We start from the raw sequence: 15,668 nt of genomic DNA, 5'->3' as shown, positions 1-15,668 counted from the left end.
TCTGATCCCTACTCCTGCATGGAAAGGACCTTTCTGTTCTGCATGATATAAGTCAGCAGGGAGATAATGGTCAGTGCAACGGACAGCCAGATAAATATCTGTGTCAGCACTGCAAAAACACCTCCGAAATCCAGCATCAGAAGTATGATCATGATCATCTGGGAAACGGTTTTGAATTTTCCCCAGTAGTTTGCGGCAATGACAATTCCGTTCTCCGCTGCGATCAGACGGAAACCGCTGATGATAAATTCCCGTCCGATGATAATGATCACAACCCATGCCGGAAGCTTGTCAACCTCGATCATGCAGATCATGGCAGAGCATACCAGAAGCTTGTCTGCCAGCGGATCCATAAATTTTCCAAAATTGGTTATCAGGTTATATTTTCTGGCAAGATGACCGTCAAACCAGTCTGTCACACTTGCTGCGACAAAAATCGCAAGACAGATCCAGCGGTTTGCTTCTCCTCCCCATCCTGTCAGTAAGAAAACTACAAGAAATGGTACAAGTATCATTCTTGCAACTGTAAGTTTATTCGGTGTATTCATCGCTCAGCACTCCTATCAAATCATACTCAAGCGCACCTGTCACACGTACCTTTGCAAAATCACCTGTCATAAGCAGTTCGCCTGTCTGAACGAAAATGTATCCGTCAACCTTCGGTGCATCCCCGTAGGTACGTCCGATATAGGCACTTTCATCTGCAACTTTTCCTTCGATCATAACAAGAAGTTCCTGTCCGATACGGTCCTGACCTCTGTCATAAGAAATCTCCTGCTGAAGCTCCATCAGCTCGTCTCTGCGTTCTTCCTTCACTTCTTCCGGAACCTGGTCTGCCATCTCTGCTGCCGGGGTATTCTCCTCCGGAGAGTAAGTGAAGACACCAAGACGGTCAAATTCCATCTCATCTACGAACTCCTTCAGTTCTTCATGGTCTTCCTCCGTCTCACCCGGAAATCCGGTGATCAGAGTTGTACGCAGTACGATATCCGGAATCTCCTTACGGAGCTTTCCGACAATATCGATCAGTTCCTGTTTGGAAGTACGGCGGCCCATTCTCTTAAGAATTCGGTCCGATGCGTGCTGGATCGGAATATCCAGATAATGACAGATCTTCTTCTCATCACGAATAGTTTCGATCAGTTCATCGTAAATCTCCTCCGGATAACAGTAAAGGATGCGGATCCAACGGATACCTCTGATCTCACAGAGCTTCTTTAAAAGAATGTGAAGAGATTTTTTGCCGTAAAGATCCTTTCCGTAAACGGTGGTCTCCTGTGCTACCAGGATCAGCTCTTTCACTCCCTGTTCAGCCATATCCTCTGCCTGGGCAATGAGGCGCTCCATTGGGACGCTTCGAAATTTACCTCTGAGCTTCGGGATGATGCAGTAGGTACAGTGCTTGTCGCAGCCTTCCGCGATCTTCAGGTAGCCGAAATGTCCACCTGTTGTAAGGACACGTTTGCTTCCTGTATCCGGCAGATAATCAATATCACGGAATTCTTCGAAATGATTTCCGGCTACTGCTTCCTCCAGAGCCTTTACGATGTCGCCGTAGGATGTGGTTCCAAGAACAGCATCGACCTCCGGAACCTCCTCAATGATCTCTTTCTGGTATCGCTGTGCCATACAGCCGGTAACGATCAGTGCATGGCAGCTTCCTGTTTTTTTGTATTCTGCCATTTCAAGAATGGCTTCCACACTCTCTTCCTTGGCATCCTTGATAAAACAGCAGGTATTGATCACGATTGCATCTGCCTGTGTTTCATCGTCTGTGATCTCATGACCTCCGGCTGTAAGAAGTCCCAGCATTTCCTCAGAATCCGCCAGGTTCTTGTCACAGCCAAGAGAGATGAATAATATTTTCATAAAATTACTCCGCTTCTGTCTGAGCTGCTTCTACAGTCTCAGTGCCTTCTGCGGTCTCGCCCTCTGCTGCCTCAAGAGCCTCCTTCTCAGCTTCAAGAGCCTCCAGCTCTTCCTCTTCCTCCTGTCCGGGAAGGATCTTTACTTTGCCCTTGTAAAGCTCATCAATGGCAACGGAAAGCGGTTTCTTTCCTGCTGCACCCGGTACAAGCGGCTCTGCTCCTGCGATCAGCTGACGGGCACGTTTGCTTGCTGCAAGTACAAGAGAATAACGGCTGTTCAGCACGAGAGCCTCATCGTCGTCCTCGTTGTTTGTGTTGATAGCCTCAATTAATTCTGAATAAGATGGATGTATCATATCTTTTCTCCCTTCTGTAACGGCAGGGCCGTATTTAACTTGTTAATTGGTATTTATAAAAAAGCTTCCGCTTCTTTCTGGATCCTGGATACAAAATCATGATTCCTGGATGTACGCATACGCTCACACCGGATGGTCTCATGAAGTGTATCAACACATTCCTCCAGATCATCATTGATCAGGAGATAATCATATTTATCCATTCCTCTGGATTCTTCAACCGCTCTTCTGAGACGCCCGTTGATCACATCCAGAGTCTCTGTTCCGCGACCTACCAGACGGTTCTTAAGCTCCTCCATAGACGGCGGACATACAAATACCAGCAGTGTATCCGGAAACTTCTCACGGATCTTCATGGCACCCTGGATCTCGATCTCAAGGATCACATCTTTCCCTGCGGAAAGCTGCTCCTCTACATATTTGCGGGGTGTGCCATAATAATTCTCCACATACTGCGCATACTCGATCAGTCCGTCTTCCCGGATCAGCTGTTCAAATTCTTCTTTTGTGCGGAAGAAATAAGCCTCTCCGTCCTTCTCACCCGGTCTTGGATTTCTGGTAGTAACAGAAACAGATAATGCATAATTGTCATATTTTTCCATCAGCCGTTTCATGACAGTACCTTTTCCGGAACCGGAAAAGCCCGAAACAACAACTAAAATTCCCTTACTCATTTCCTTCCTCCCTCATTTCCTCTCCATACGCTTCCGAAAATCTCCTGGCAATAGTTTCCGGCTGCAGAGCGGAAAGGACAAGATAATCATCGGAAGTAACAATCACTGCTTTTGTTTTTCTTCCCTGTGTGGCATCGATCAGAGTTCGGGTCCCCTTGACACTCTGTATCATGCGCTTTACAGGAGCGGCATCCGGACTTACCACAGCCACGATCTTGCGTGAATTGACAACATTTCCAAAGCCTACATTAATAAGTTTCGCCATTTACGCTCTCCCTTTCTGTCTGTGTACAGCCTGTTTCCTGTCCGGTTACTCGATATTCTGGATCTGCTCACGGATCTTCTCGATCTCTGTCTTCAGATCGATGGCCGCGTTGGATACAATAAGATCATTGGATTTAGACAGGATAGTGTTCGCCTCACGGTTCATCTCCTGTGCCATGAAATCCATCTTACGTCCCACGCCCTCGTTCTCATCCAGGATCTTTCTCATTCCGTGGATGTGGCTTCGAAGACGTACCGTCTCCTCATCATTGCAGATCTTATCTGAAAAAAGTATCACCTCTGCGGCGATCCTGGAATCATCGATCTGGTTATCTTCAAGTAGCTCGTGCATCTTGGCTTCCAGTTTCTCCCGATAAGCCTTCACTACTTCCGGAGAACGTTTTTCCACTACATCGACCTTTGCTTCCAGTCCGTCCAGCTTCCCAAGAAGATCCTGTTTCAGATTAGCACCCTCACGCTGGCGGGTCTCCACAAATTTCCGGCAGGCCTCATGAAGCGGACCCTCCAGAAAATTCCAGAGTTCTTCCTCATCCGGAGCCTGCTCTTCCATCGTAAACACATCCGGATATCTGGAAAGTGTGGAAACACGGATATCATTCTCGATCCCCAGTTCCTCACTCATCTGGTTCAGATAGCCCAGATATTCCTTTGCCAGCTCTGCATTGTATTTCAGAGCCATTCCGCCCATTGTATAGTCTTCATAGGTGATGAACACATCAACTTTGCCGCGGCGGATATAAGTCTTCATCACATTTCGGATCTCTCCCTCAAAATAGCTGAGTCTTTTCGGCATTTTGATGTTCAGATCCAGATATCTGTGATTGACGGATTTCAGTTCAACAGAAACCTTACGCTCTCTGGAAACTGCTTCTGCCCTGCCAAAGCCGGTCATACTTTTTATCATGTTATCCTCCAATACTGCCTCTTAAGTTTATCAGCTGCTGATAAATACAGTAACTGATTGCATACGGATTTATTATAGTTCATTCCAAAACCCTAGTCAAACTCTTTTTTTACTGTTATAATGATTGATGTTGAAATGGAGGTAAAATCATGGCATTTGACGGAATTACAGTTTCTGCTCTCGTGGCAGAGATCGATGATAATTTAAAAGGCGGACGTATCAACAAGATCGCCCAGCCGGAAAACGATGAACTTTTGATCACAGGAAAGGGTGCAAATGGACAGAAACGTCTTCTCTTAAGTGCAAGCGCATCCCTTCCTCTGATCTATTTTACAGATAAGAACCGTATCAGTCCTTTAACCGCACCGAACTTCTGCATGCTTCTCAGAAAGCACATCGGAAGCGCCCGTATCCTTGATGTGAAGCAGCCTGGAATGGAGCGCGTGGTGGAATTTGAGCTGGAGCATCTTAATGAGCTGGGGGATCCCTGCAGAAAGCGTCTGATCATGGAACTGATGGGCAAGCACAGCAACATCATCTTCTGTGACGAAAAAGGCATGATCCTGGACAGCATCAAGCATGTCTCTTCCCATATGAGCTCTGTCCGTGAGGTTCTTCCCGGAAGAGAATATTTCATTCCCAATACCAGGGATAAAGAAAATCCGCTGACTGTTTCCGAGGAGGAGTTCACACAGCACATCTGTAAAAAGCCTGTGAATATTTCCAAGGCGCTTTACACTTCACTCACAGGTATGAGCCCGGTAATGGCTGAGGAGATCTGCTACCGTGCATCCATTGACGGAAGCGATGCATCGCAGTCCCTGGATGAGGCAGCCTGCACCCATCTTTATCATACCTTTCTCCGCCTTATGGAACAGATCCGGAACAGAGAGTTCACCCCAAATATTGTCTACCGCGGAGAGGAACCTGTGGAATACGGTGTCTTTCCTTATCAGCAGTTTGGCAGTGAATACCGCAGCGAAATCTTTGACAGTGTCTCTGTTATGCTGGAGACCTATTATGCTACCAAAAGTCTGCTGACACGTATCCACCAGAAATCCTCCGATCTTCGCCGTGTAGTACAAACCGCTCTGGAACGTAACCGAAAAAAATACAACATCCAGAAAAAGCAGCTGAATGATACTGCAAAAAAAGATAAATTCAAGGTCTACGGTGAACTGATCAACACTTACGGATACGGGCTTGAGGAAGGCTGCAGATCCTTTAAGGCACTGAACTATTACACCAACGAGGAGATCACTATCCCTCTTGACCCGACACTGACTCCGGCACAGAATTCCAAGAAATATTTTGATAAATACGGAAAGCTAAAGCGTACAGAGGAAGCCGTCACAGAACAGATCACAGATACGGAAAGTGAGATCTCTCATCTGGAATCTATCTCCAATGCTCTGGATATCGCCAGATCTGAAAGTGACCTTTCCCAGATCAAGGAAGAGCTCACTGAGTACGGCTATATCAAACGTCACTACACAAACAAAAAAGGCCAGAAAGCCCAGCCGAAATCCAAACCGCTCCACTACATATCCAGTGACGGTTTTGATATCTATGTGGGAAAAAACAATTTCCAGAATGATGAGCTGACTTTCAAGTTCGCAACCGGAAATGACTGGTGGTTCCATGCAAAGAAAATGGCTGGTTCCCATGTGATCGTCCGCACCAAAGACGGTGAACTTCCGGACCGTACTTTCGAAGAAGCAGGCCGCCTGGCAGCCTGGTACTCCAAAGGACACTCTGCTCCCAAGGTAGAGATCGATTATATCCAGAAAAAGCATGTGAAAAAACCTGCCGGTGCGAAACCCGGTTTCGTTGTTTATTACACCAATTATTCTCTCATGGCTTCTCCGGATATTTCGGATCTGAAAGAGGTTACGGAGTAATAACTATTCAACAAAAAACCTTCCTGTGTTCTCGTATTTCTTCAAGACCGGATACCTGTATCTCTGCAAGTATCTGTCCTGAGAAATTTTTCTGTAAACACAGGAAGTTTTTTTTATTGAACATTCGCACTCCGCTTCGTTACATGCTCACGAACAAAAATCGCAAAACGATTTTGTTCAGATCTCCAGTTTTTTCTTCACTGCCGGTGCAATAGACGTATCTGCTTTATGATATGGGATCAGTGTAGACTGCAGTGCATGGTACAGATCGGATTTTCCGGGCCATACGGTTCCTTTCAGATGATTCTGCTCATCCAGCTGATGAAACCAGGAGCCGTTTTCGTGATCCATGACCACTTCATCCAGGTACTTCATAAACGCAGCATAATCTTTCGCATATTTCTCCTTACCGGTCACATGATAAAGAACTGCAGAGGTATTGATCGCTTCCGCAAGCGTCCAGTGCATACGGTCATGTACCACCGGTTTGCCATTCCAATCTGTCGTGTATACAATTCCCGGTGCACCATCTGCGTTCCAGCCGTCTTTTATTGCTGTTGTGTAAAGGTTTTCTGCTGCCTGAAGATGTTTTTCCAGTTTTTCTTTCTCTTCTCCACAGTTTGCAAGCGTCCACTGTGTGATCAGCCTTGCCCATTCGATTCCATGTCCCGGTGTTGCGCCGTATGGCTTGAACGGATCATCCGGACGGTCACGGTTGCAGTCAAGATCTGCCACCCATTCCTTCGTAAAATGTTCCGGGATCCTCCAGGAGTTATCTTCTGCCCACTGGATCACATGATCAATGATCCTGCCTGCACGAATGTGATATTTTTTATCCCCAGTGACATCTCCTGCTGCCAGAAAAGCCTCTACCGTATGCATATTGGCATTTAATCCCCGATAATCATCCAGCACAGTAAATTCCGTATTCCAGGTGTCACAGGCCAGCCCTTCCTCTTCATTCCAGAAATATCGGTCATAAACAGCCAATGCCTCTTCAAGGAGCTCTTTCGCCCCGGGCCTTCCGGCTGTCAGTGCGGAAGATGCAGCCAGGATCACAAATGCATGGGCATAACACTGTTTATTGGGCACAATATCTCCTTCCGGTGTTACACCTGCATACCAGCCACCGTTTTTTTCATCGTGAAGCTCTCCCTTCAGACCTTTCAATGCCGCATCCGCAAGCTCTCCGCTTCCCTCATGGCCAAGCATCAGACCCAGACTATATACATGAGCCATACGACAGGTGATCCAGGTTTCCCGGTTTCTGTCCTTCCATGGTGTTCCGTCGTCCCCCAGATAATAGGAACCTCCATTCGGTGAAGGAAATCGATGTCCGAAATTCAAAAGCTCCTCACAGGATGCTTTCAGGAATTCCCGGTTTTCTTTTGTGTTGATCTCATATTTGCTGTTCATTTCAACCACCCCATCTACTTTTTTCTTTAGGATACCATTCTTTTTTGGGGACTTCAATTCCTTTGGATTCTTTTGACAGATTGACGAAAAAAGGAGAATGCCCTATATGCATTCTCCTCATATCAGATTTCTTAATTCCATTACCATAACGGTCACAGATAGCCCTGTATTAATCTTCAAAGCAGGTGATCACATAACGCTCACTTTCTGTGATCACATCGGAAACATTATCCCTGTCCCAGATCGCATCACTGATGATATCTTTCAGCTTATCATCCATAACGATATTAAAATTCTCCTCGATCACCTGAAACGGGACTCCCTCATTCTCCTGTGCATACTCCATGATAAAATCAAGAATCTTCTCTTCCATACCTTAAAATCTGCCTTTCTGTAAATACTAACGTTTAATATATTACATCAGATTTCCGCAGATGTCCAGATATTTTCCAGCCATGTCCATGCGGTATTCCATAAGATATTGTGCCAGTATACACACCCCTTCACATTTCGTTCTATATCAGAATCTGGTATGTCGGTTCACATATTTTGCTTTATATTTGGAGTACACAATGGTCTGATCCTTGTAAAGGCCATAATATCCCGATGCTGCATAGCTGATAGATACTGCGATCAGATAGAAGGATACTCCCTTAAATCCAAACATTTCAAAAGCGATCAGGATCGAAGTGATCGGACAATTGGTCACACCGCAGAAAACTGCTGCCATTCCGCAGGCTGCACAGATCGACGGAGAAATTCCCATAAGATTACCCATCACACAGCCAAAGGTAGCTCCAATACAGAAAGAAGGTACGATCTCTCCCCCGCGGAATCCTGCGCGCATAGTCAGTGCTGTAAGCACCATTTTCCAGAAAAAGGCGAAAGTATCCGCCTGTCCGTTTTCCACCGCTTTTTCAATAAGCTCCGCACCAGCGCCCATATATTCATCTGTTCTCAGAATAAAGGTGACAACAATGACCAGGCAGGCGCCCACTGCAACCCTGACATATTTATTCTTAAACCATCTGCCATAAAGTCCTACTGCACCATTCAGCGCAATACAGAACATAATGCTGACAACTGCACAGCCCAGAGCGATCACTCCCATTTTCAGGCCAGTTTCCACAGTCAGTGCCGGAATATCCGTCACATGAAAACTTTCCGGCGTGACTCCCATTCCGGCTGCAAATCCGGAAGCGATCAATGACGCGATCATACACGGCATCAGTGCTGCATAATACATCACGCCCACACTGACCACTTCCAACGCAAAAACTGCCGCTGCCATCGGTGTTCCAAACAGCGCGGAAAACGCCGCGCTCATGCCGCACATGACAATTACATGACGGTCCTCCTCGTCCAGATGGATCCATCTTCCAAGCTGGTTGGCAATACTTCCTCCAAGCTGGATCGCTGCTCCCTCACGTCCCGCAGAACCACCGGTAAGATGAGTCAGCGCCGTTGTGATAAAGATCAGAGGCGCAGAAAGGATCGGCACATCATCTCTGGAACGCACGGTAGAAAGAACCTGATTGGTCCCTCCATCCTCTTTTCCAAGCTTCTCATACAAAAATACAATGACAAGTCCGGATAATGGCAGCAAAAAGAAAATCCATTCATGAGCTTTCCGGTAATTGGTCACTGCCTTTAACGTAAAAGAAAACAGTGTGCTGGCAGCTCCTACGATACATCCTGTAATGACAGCAAGAACCAGCCACTTGATCAGATTTGAGATATCCCGGCTGATTCTTGCACTGTAATAATATAAATGTTCCTTTAATCTTTTGTTATGATCGATCCCCATGTTCCTTCCCTTCTTTTCTTTACTGTCTGCATTATACTACATTTTTCTTCACAGTAAAAGCAGGAAGGAGAAAGCCCTGTTATTTTTTCTTCCGGGAAATATGCCTGTGTATCAGGATCGAGAATACACTGATCATCACAAGAAGCACTGCGGAGAGCCAGAATGCCGGAGACTTCGGATTTTTGATATTTGCTCCAAATATTGTAGCGAGAATAACTCCCGGCAGCGTTCCAAGCACGCCACCTGCCATATAGGTTACAAATGGGATCTTTTCAGCTCCGAGAAACAGACTCACAGCATCTCCCGGTAAAAAGTTCAATGTCCGCATAAAAAATGAAATATACAGGCAATTTCCGTTCTGGTAATCTACTACTGTTTTCAGTTTCGGATATTTAGCTGTAAGACTTTCCACCATGGATGCACCTGAGAAGCGTCCCATCCAATATGGAAGTGCCAATGTGACTGCTCTTCCCAGAAAGTTCACCAGAAGTGCTGTTCCTGTAGAAAACAGATGCCCTACAGCAAGCTGCAGGATCGCAATTGGAAATATAAAAGAGACACTTTTCACTGCATAAAGCCCAAGCATAAGTAATGCAGCCTTAACAGGTTCCTCCGGTGTATAGCTTAAGATCCTTTCCACAGACAGATCCTCTCTATAACGGATACAGAAAAGGAGAAGCACAAGAAGGAGCACCGCTGGCAGATATTTTCTGATGTTGTCAATCATTTTTTTCATGATCTGATCCCTCCGTTTTCAAAAAAAGAGCACCGGCACCTGTTTCCGGTACCGTGCTCTTTCATAAGTTCTGCTTTTTTAAGTTTCAGGATCAGCAGCCTTTCTTCGCTGCCTTTCTCTCCTGGTCTTCCTTCCACATTTCCTCTGCTACCGGCTTCCAGTTTTCAGCATACCGGTCACATTTCGCACAGAGATGCTCTGCACTCTCCGGTGACTGAAGATCTGTGGAATGTGCTCCGGATTTTTCTACCATTTCTCTCAGCTTCTGCGGATTTTCAAGCATCGGGCATGGACGGTACATATTGTCATTAAACGGCTGTCCGTCATGATATGCCATCATCATCGGAGACTGCAGTGCTTCCAGAAGTGTTTTCTCGCGGATATTGGAATCAGAATAATGGATAAACACACATGGATCGATATCGCCGTTTGCATTGATATGCAGATAGCGACGGCCGCCTGCAATACATCCTCCCACAAACTCTGCATCATTCTGGAAATCCATGGCAAACAACGGCTTTGTTGCACGGTATTTACGGATACGCTCATAGGTTTCTCTTCTCTGTGCAGGAGTAGGAAGCAGCTCCGGTGCTGCATCATTTCCAACCGGCATATAATGGAAATACCAGATAAAGTACGCTCCAAGATCGATCAGGCTGTCGTAAAATGCCTCTGATGTGATAGACTCGAAATTTGCACTCGTATAACATGCAGAGATACCAAATACAAGCTTCTTCTCTCTGAGAAGATTGATGGCCTTGATAACCTTCTGGTATACACCATTTCCTCTTCTGCCATCTGTTGCAGTCTCAAATCCTTCCAGTGAAATTGCAGGAACAAAGTTTCCTACCCGAAGCATATCATTTGCAAAATCCTCATCGATCAGTGTTGCATTTGTGAAGGAAAGGAAGATACAGTCATTATGTTTCTCGCAAAGACGGATCAGATCCTTTTTTCTTACAAGTGGCTCTCCGCCTGTGTAAATATACATATAAACGCCAAGCTCCTTACCCTGGCGGATGATGTCATCGATCTCATCGTAGGTGAGGTTCAGCTTGTTTCCATACTCTGCTGCCCAGCATCCTGTACAGTGCAGGTTACATGCACTTGTTGGGTCAAGAAGGATTGCCCACGGGATATTACAGCCATATTTCTCACGGCATTCATCCTGTTTCTTCCAGCCTGCAAGATTTGCATTGATAAAGAAGTTTGCAACCAGAGTTTTCATAACATGCGGATCAATATCAGTTACCAATCTATGAATAAACGGATAATACGGATGTTCCGGATTAGAAATGGCTGCGCGGATCATTGCTCTCTGTGTAGGAAATCCACCACCGGAAAATTTATCTGCCCAGTCCATGATCTTGATAAAATTCTTATCCGGATCTTTATAAACATAATTGAATGCCTGTTCAAGTCCGAATTTCTTAAGTGTGTTCATTGCGCTCATACTATCTCTCCTTATTTCTCTCAATGTAAATATGCAATCTAGCTAAACGGACATCTTCATTCCGTCACACTGCATTTCGAGTACCAAAGCTTTCTTACTATCTTTGCCTGACTCATGGTGTTACTGTACGTTTTTTCCATTTGAATAACAATAGACAATATAATTGGCATGACCAAAAACTAGGCAAATCTGTTAAAATGCCTAAATATTATTGGCATTTATTCTAAATAACATTCGTTATTTTTGTGCATACTTACCGATTTTACGATGTTTATCCATATAAAAAACACCCTGGCAAAGGCAGAAATATCTTCCGCCCTGCTTCGGGTGTTTTTGATTTATCTTATTACTTTACTACGATATTGATGATCTTCTTCGGTACGTAAATTTCTTTGATGATATTTCCGGAAATCTTATCTGCAACTGCCTTCTTTCCTTCGGCAATCGCATCTTCTTTGGAGATTTCTGCCGGAATACTGATAACAGCCTTGGTCTTGCCGTTGATCTGAACCGGAACCTCGATCTCATCATCCTTCATAAGCTCCTCATCGTGAGCCGGCCACTGTGCATGGAAAATGGAATCCTCATGACCAAGCTTCTCCCAGATCTCCTCTGCAATATGAGGAACAAATGGCGCAAGAAGAATGGTAACTGTCTCGATGGTTTCTTTGTCAACAGCGCCGTCATTCTGCTTTGCGATAGCGATCAGCTTGTTTGTGTATTCCATAAATCCGGACACTACGGTATTCAGGCTGAAGGCCTCAAGTCTGCTGGTGATATCATATACCATCTTATGACGGGTCTTCTCCATCTCTTTGGTAGCCGGGATATCTTTCTCAATGCTGTCAAGAGCCAGATTCCAGAAACGTTTCAGGAATCTGGATACACCATCGATTCCTCTGTCATCCCATTCTGCATCCAGTTCCGGCGGTCCTACGAACAGCTCATACATACGTAAGGAATCACATCCGTAATCATTTACAAGATCATCCGGTGAAATAACATTTCCTTTGGATTTACTCATCTTGATTCCGTTTTTACCTGTGATCATACCCTGATTGAACAGCTTGACAAACGGCTCATCGAAATCAATAGCTCCGATATCATACAGGAACTTGGTGTAGAATCTGGAGTACAGAAGATGAAGAACAGCATGCTCTACACCACCGATATACATATCTACCGGCAGATATTTATCAGCTTTCTCTTTGGAAACCAGTTCTTTATTATTCTTATTATCTACATAACGGAGGAAATACCAGGAAGATCCTGCCCACTGAGGCATGGTGTTTGTCTCACGTTTTGCAGGAGCACCACAGCATGGGCATGTGGTATTTACCCACTCGTCAATAGCTGCAAGCGGTGACTCTCCGGTTCCTGTCGGCTGGTAGCTTTCTACCTCCGGAAGTCTTAACGGAAGCTGATCCTCCGGTACCGGTACCGCACCGCATTTCGGGCAGTGTACGATCGGGATCGGCTCACCCCAGTAACGCTGACGGGAAAATACCCAGTCTCTCAGTTTGTAGTTGACAGTCTTACGTCCGATACCCAGCTTCTCGATGATATGCGGTGCTTCCTTCTTCAGTACGGAAGATTCCATTCCGTTCCACTCACCGGAGTTGATCATGGTTCCGGAAGCCTCTGTGTAAGCTTCTGTCATATTCTGAATTTCTTTACCATCTTTTGCGATAACCTGGATGATCGGAATATCGAATTTCTTTGCGAACTCAAAGTCACGGTCATCATGAGCAGGTACACACATGATAGCACCTGTACCATAATCAGCAAGTACATAGTCAGAAAGCCAGATTGGAAGCTTCTCACCGTTCAGCGGATTGATCGCATAAGTACCTGTGAACACACCGGTCTTCTCTTTATCCTGAAGACGGTCTACATTGGATTTCATGGAAGCGTCAAAGATATATTTCTCTACAGCCTCTCTTGTCTCGTCTGTTGCAAGAGATTTTGCAAGAGCATGCTCCGGTGCAAGTACCATGAATGTTGCTCCATGAAGAGTATCCGGTCTTGTTGTATAGACCGTGATCTTCTCTTCTCTTCCCTCAACCGGGAAATCGACCTCTGCGCCGTAGGATTTGCCGATCCAGTCTGTCTGCATCTTTTTAACCTTCTCCGGCCAGTCCAGTTTATCCAGATCACTTAAAAGTCTGTCTGCATATTTTGTGATGCGGAGCATCCACTGACGGAGGTTCTTTTTGGTAACCGGAGTGCCACAACGCTCGCAGCATCCGTTTACAACCTCTTCATTTGCAAGACCTGTCTTACAGGAAGGGCACCAGTTGATCGGGAACTCCTTCTCATATGCAAGCCCCTCTTTGAACATTTTTACAAAGATCCACTGTGTCCATTTATAGAATTCCGGATCTGTTGTGTTAACCTCCATATCCCAGTCATAGATCGCTGCGATATCGTTGATCTGACGTTTGATATTTTTGATGTTTGCTGCTGTAGATACTGCCGGATGAACACCCATCTTGATGGCATAGTTCTCAGCCGGGAGACCAAAAGCGTCCCATCCCATCGGATGAATCAGGTAATAACCCTGAAGCATTTTATAGCGGCTCCATACATCAGAGATCACATAGCCTCTCCAGTGTCCTACATGAAGACCGTTTCCGGACGGATACGGGAACATATCCAGACAGTAGTATTTCGGTTTCTTGCCATCATTGACATTTACCGGCTTTTTCTCCCAGTTTGTGCGCCATTTCGCTTCGATGGCTCTATGGTTATAAGGTGCAGCCATTTTTTTATTCCTCCTGACAAATTACTCAGTATTAATACTTTAATGCTTTCACACACTGCTATTAATTTTAACTACTTATGATGTATTTGTCAAACAAAAATCCAAAAACAGCCCTTTTCCATCAAAATATACATGAACCTGCAATCCTAGCCTGGTTTAGTTGACGCTTCTTTTTTCACATGATATAATTTCCTGCATGTATTTTCCTATATTATACATACCATACATATTTATCTTAGGAGGGAACACATAAATGAAATCTTTTTATTCCTGGTACCGGAAGCATATTACCGGTGCGATCTTTACAGGACTGATCCTGGGTATCCTCACAGGACTTTTCCTGGCCGGACGGTTTGAACCTGTCCTCACTGTGACCAGTCTGATCGGAAGTATCTACATGAACGCCCTGAACATGATGATCTTTCCCATGGTCTTCTGTTCCATTGTCATTGGAATCTGTTCCATCGGAAACGCACGTACTACCGGCAAGATCACTGCAGCATCCATGATCTATTTTCTCTGCACAACGGCACTTGCCAGCCTGTGCGGACTGATCATCCCGAGACTGATCCATCTCGGAAAGGGAGTCAAATTTGAGATGGCAACAGCCGATATCCAGGCTACAGAAATGAGCAGTATCCTTGACACCCTGAAAAACCTGATCCCTTCCAACCCAATCGCCGCATTTGCTGACGGAAACATGCTCCAGGTTCTGGTGTTTGCCCTGATCATCGGTTTCACACTGATCGCAGTCGGTGAAAAAGGAACTCCATTCCTGAATCTGATTGATTCCATCAATGAAGTATGCCTGAAGATCATCACAACCATCATGTACTTTACACCCATCGGTGTTTTCTGTACCATCGTACCGGTTGTGGAAGCCAACGGAACTGAAACGATCATTTCCCTTGCAACACAGCTTGTCATTCTGTATGTGGCATTCTTTGGCTTCGCTATTGTAGTGTACGGTCTCTCTGTAAAGCTGATCGGCAAACAGAGTCCGCTGAAATTCCTGAAAGCGATCCTGCCAGCAGCACTGAATGCCTTCGGAACCTGCTCAAGCTCCGCAACCATTCCATTAAGCAAGCAGTGTATGGAGGAAGAAATGGGCGTATCCAACCAGATCACCAGCATCGCCATTCCTCTTGGTGCTACCGTTAATATGGATGCTGTATCTATCCTGATGTCCTTTATGATCATGTTCTTTGCAAACGCCTGCGGGATCCATGTAAGTATTCCTCTTATGATCATTATCCTTCTTGCAAACGTACTGCTTTCCGTTGGTACTCCAGGTGTTCCCGGTGGTGCTATCGCATCTTTCGCAGCACTGGCAACTATGGCCGGACTTCCTGCCGGAGTTCTTGGTGTTTATATCAGTATCAATACCCTCTGTGATATGGGCGCCACCTGTGTCAATGTTATCGGTGACATGGCATGCTGCTCTGTACTGAAAAATGTTATCCAGATTGAGGAAGAAGCATAAACAAATCTTTCTAAAGTGTTA

General features: G+C 45.4%; 13 protein-coding genes and 1 pseudogene. 2 read left to right on the top strand and 12 right to left on the bottom strand.

Translation table 11 applies throughout. From position 1 onward, the window contains the following. Positions 1 to 8: 8 nt before the first annotated feature. From pgsA to NQ489_RS07740, 6 genes and pseudogenes are all read right to left on the bottom strand, one after another. Positions 9 to 548, bottom strand: coding sequence for a CDP-diacylglycerol--glycerol-3-phosphate 3-phosphatidyltransferase (gene pgsA / locus NQ489_RS07765; RefSeq protein WP_015525184.1), 540 nt, complete (start codon positions 546 to 548; stop codon positions 9 to 11). Continuing rightward, positions 532 to 1,869 (bottom strand): 30S ribosomal protein S12 methylthiotransferase RimO, encoded by a 1,338-nt coding sequence (rimO, locus tag NQ489_RS07760; RefSeq protein ID WP_021652626.1) that lies wholly within the window; start codon positions 1,867 to 1,869, stop codon positions 532 to 534. Before rimO ends, pgsA begins: the two co-directional genes overlap by 17 nt. 100 nt (positions 1,870 to 1,969) lie before the next feature. Beyond that, positions 1,970 to 2,224, bottom strand: a pseudogene (gene rpoZ / locus NQ489_RS07755) (DNA-directed RNA polymerase subunit omega); the annotation flags it as partial. Positions 2,225 to 2,277: 53 nt separating this feature from the next. Beyond that, positions 2,278 to 2,898 carry a guanylate kinase gene (gene gmk / locus NQ489_RS07750; RefSeq protein WP_015525188.1) on the bottom strand — a complete coding sequence of 207 codons (621 nt, stop codon included), beginning with the start codon at positions 2,896 to 2,898 and terminating at the stop codon, positions 2,278 to 2,280. Next, complete coding sequence (locus tag NQ489_RS07745) at positions 2,891 to 3,163, bottom strand: DUF370 domain-containing protein (RefSeq protein ID WP_015525189.1); 273 nt, start codon at positions 3,161 to 3,163, stop codon at positions 2,891 to 2,893. The genes gmk and NQ489_RS07745 overlap by 8 nt, the downstream gene beginning before the upstream one ends. A gap of 45 nt (positions 3,164 to 3,208) precedes the next feature. Next, entirely contained in the window at positions 3,209 to 4,087 is an 879-nt protein-coding gene (locus NQ489_RS07740) for a YicC/YloC family endoribonuclease (protein WP_015525190.1), read from the bottom strand. A gap of 149 nt (positions 4,088 to 4,236) precedes the next feature. Here NQ489_RS07740 and NQ489_RS07735 point away from each other — a divergent pair, with 149 nt between their 5' ends. Beyond that, positions 4,237 to 5,988 (top strand): Rqc2 family fibronectin-binding protein, encoded by a 1,752-nt coding sequence (locus NQ489_RS07735; RefSeq protein WP_021652628.1) that lies wholly within the window; start codon positions 4,237 to 4,239, stop codon positions 5,986 to 5,988. Between the two features lie 177 nt (positions 5,989 to 6,165). On the opposite strand, the gene NQ489_RS07730 is transcribed toward NQ489_RS07735, so the two are convergent. The 6 genes from NQ489_RS07730 to leuS form a co-directional block, all read right to left on the bottom strand. After that, entirely contained in the window at positions 6,166 to 7,404 is a 1,239-nt protein-coding gene (locus NQ489_RS07730; RefSeq protein WP_044962190.1) for an AGE family epimerase/isomerase, read from the bottom strand. 169 nt (positions 7,405 to 7,573) lie between these two features. Continuing rightward, entirely contained in the window at positions 7,574 to 7,777 is a 204-nt protein-coding gene (locus tag NQ489_RS07725; protein ID WP_021652630.1) for a hypothetical protein, read from the bottom strand. Positions 7,778 to 7,924: 147 nt separating this feature from the next. Further along, on the bottom strand, positions 7,925 to 9,211 hold the full coding sequence (locus NQ489_RS07720; protein WP_021652631.1) for a chloride channel protein: 1,287 nt from the start codon (positions 9,209 to 9,211) through the stop codon (positions 7,925 to 7,927). Between the two features lie 79 nt (positions 9,212 to 9,290). Continuing rightward, positions 9,291 to 9,947 carry a TVP38/TMEM64 family protein gene (locus tag NQ489_RS07715; RefSeq protein ID WP_021652632.1) on the bottom strand — a complete coding sequence of 219 codons (657 nt, stop codon included), beginning with the start codon at positions 9,945 to 9,947 and terminating at the stop codon, positions 9,291 to 9,293. Between the two features lie 91 nt (positions 9,948 to 10,038). After that, positions 10,039 to 11,400, bottom strand: coding sequence for a radical SAM protein (locus NQ489_RS07710; protein WP_021652633.1), 1,362 nt, complete (start codon positions 11,398 to 11,400; stop codon positions 10,039 to 10,041). A 346-nt stretch (positions 11,401 to 11,746) separates the two neighbouring features. Then, positions 11,747 to 14,164 carry a leucine--tRNA ligase gene (gene leuS / locus NQ489_RS07705; RefSeq protein WP_021652634.1) on the bottom strand — a complete coding sequence of 806 codons (2,418 nt, stop codon included), beginning with the start codon at positions 14,162 to 14,164 and terminating at the stop codon, positions 11,747 to 11,749. Positions 14,165 to 14,417: 253 nt separating this feature from the next. Between leuS and NQ489_RS07700 the strand changes: the two genes are divergently transcribed. Beyond that, on the top strand, positions 14,418 to 15,647 hold the full coding sequence (locus NQ489_RS07700) for a dicarboxylate/amino acid:cation symporter (RefSeq protein WP_021652635.1): 1,230 nt from the start codon (positions 14,418 to 14,420) through the stop codon (positions 15,645 to 15,647). The last annotated feature ends 21 nt before the right edge of the window (positions 15,648 to 15,668 follow it).

This window comes from Blautia sp. KLE_1732_HM_1032 (genome assembly GCF_025147905.1).
Taxonomy (GTDB): Bacteria; Bacillota; Clostridia; order Lachnospirales; family Lachnospiraceae; genus Blautia_A; species Blautia_A fusiformis.
Note: the sequence above shows the minus strand (reverse complement) of the source record. Positions and strands in the feature narration are given on the sequence as shown.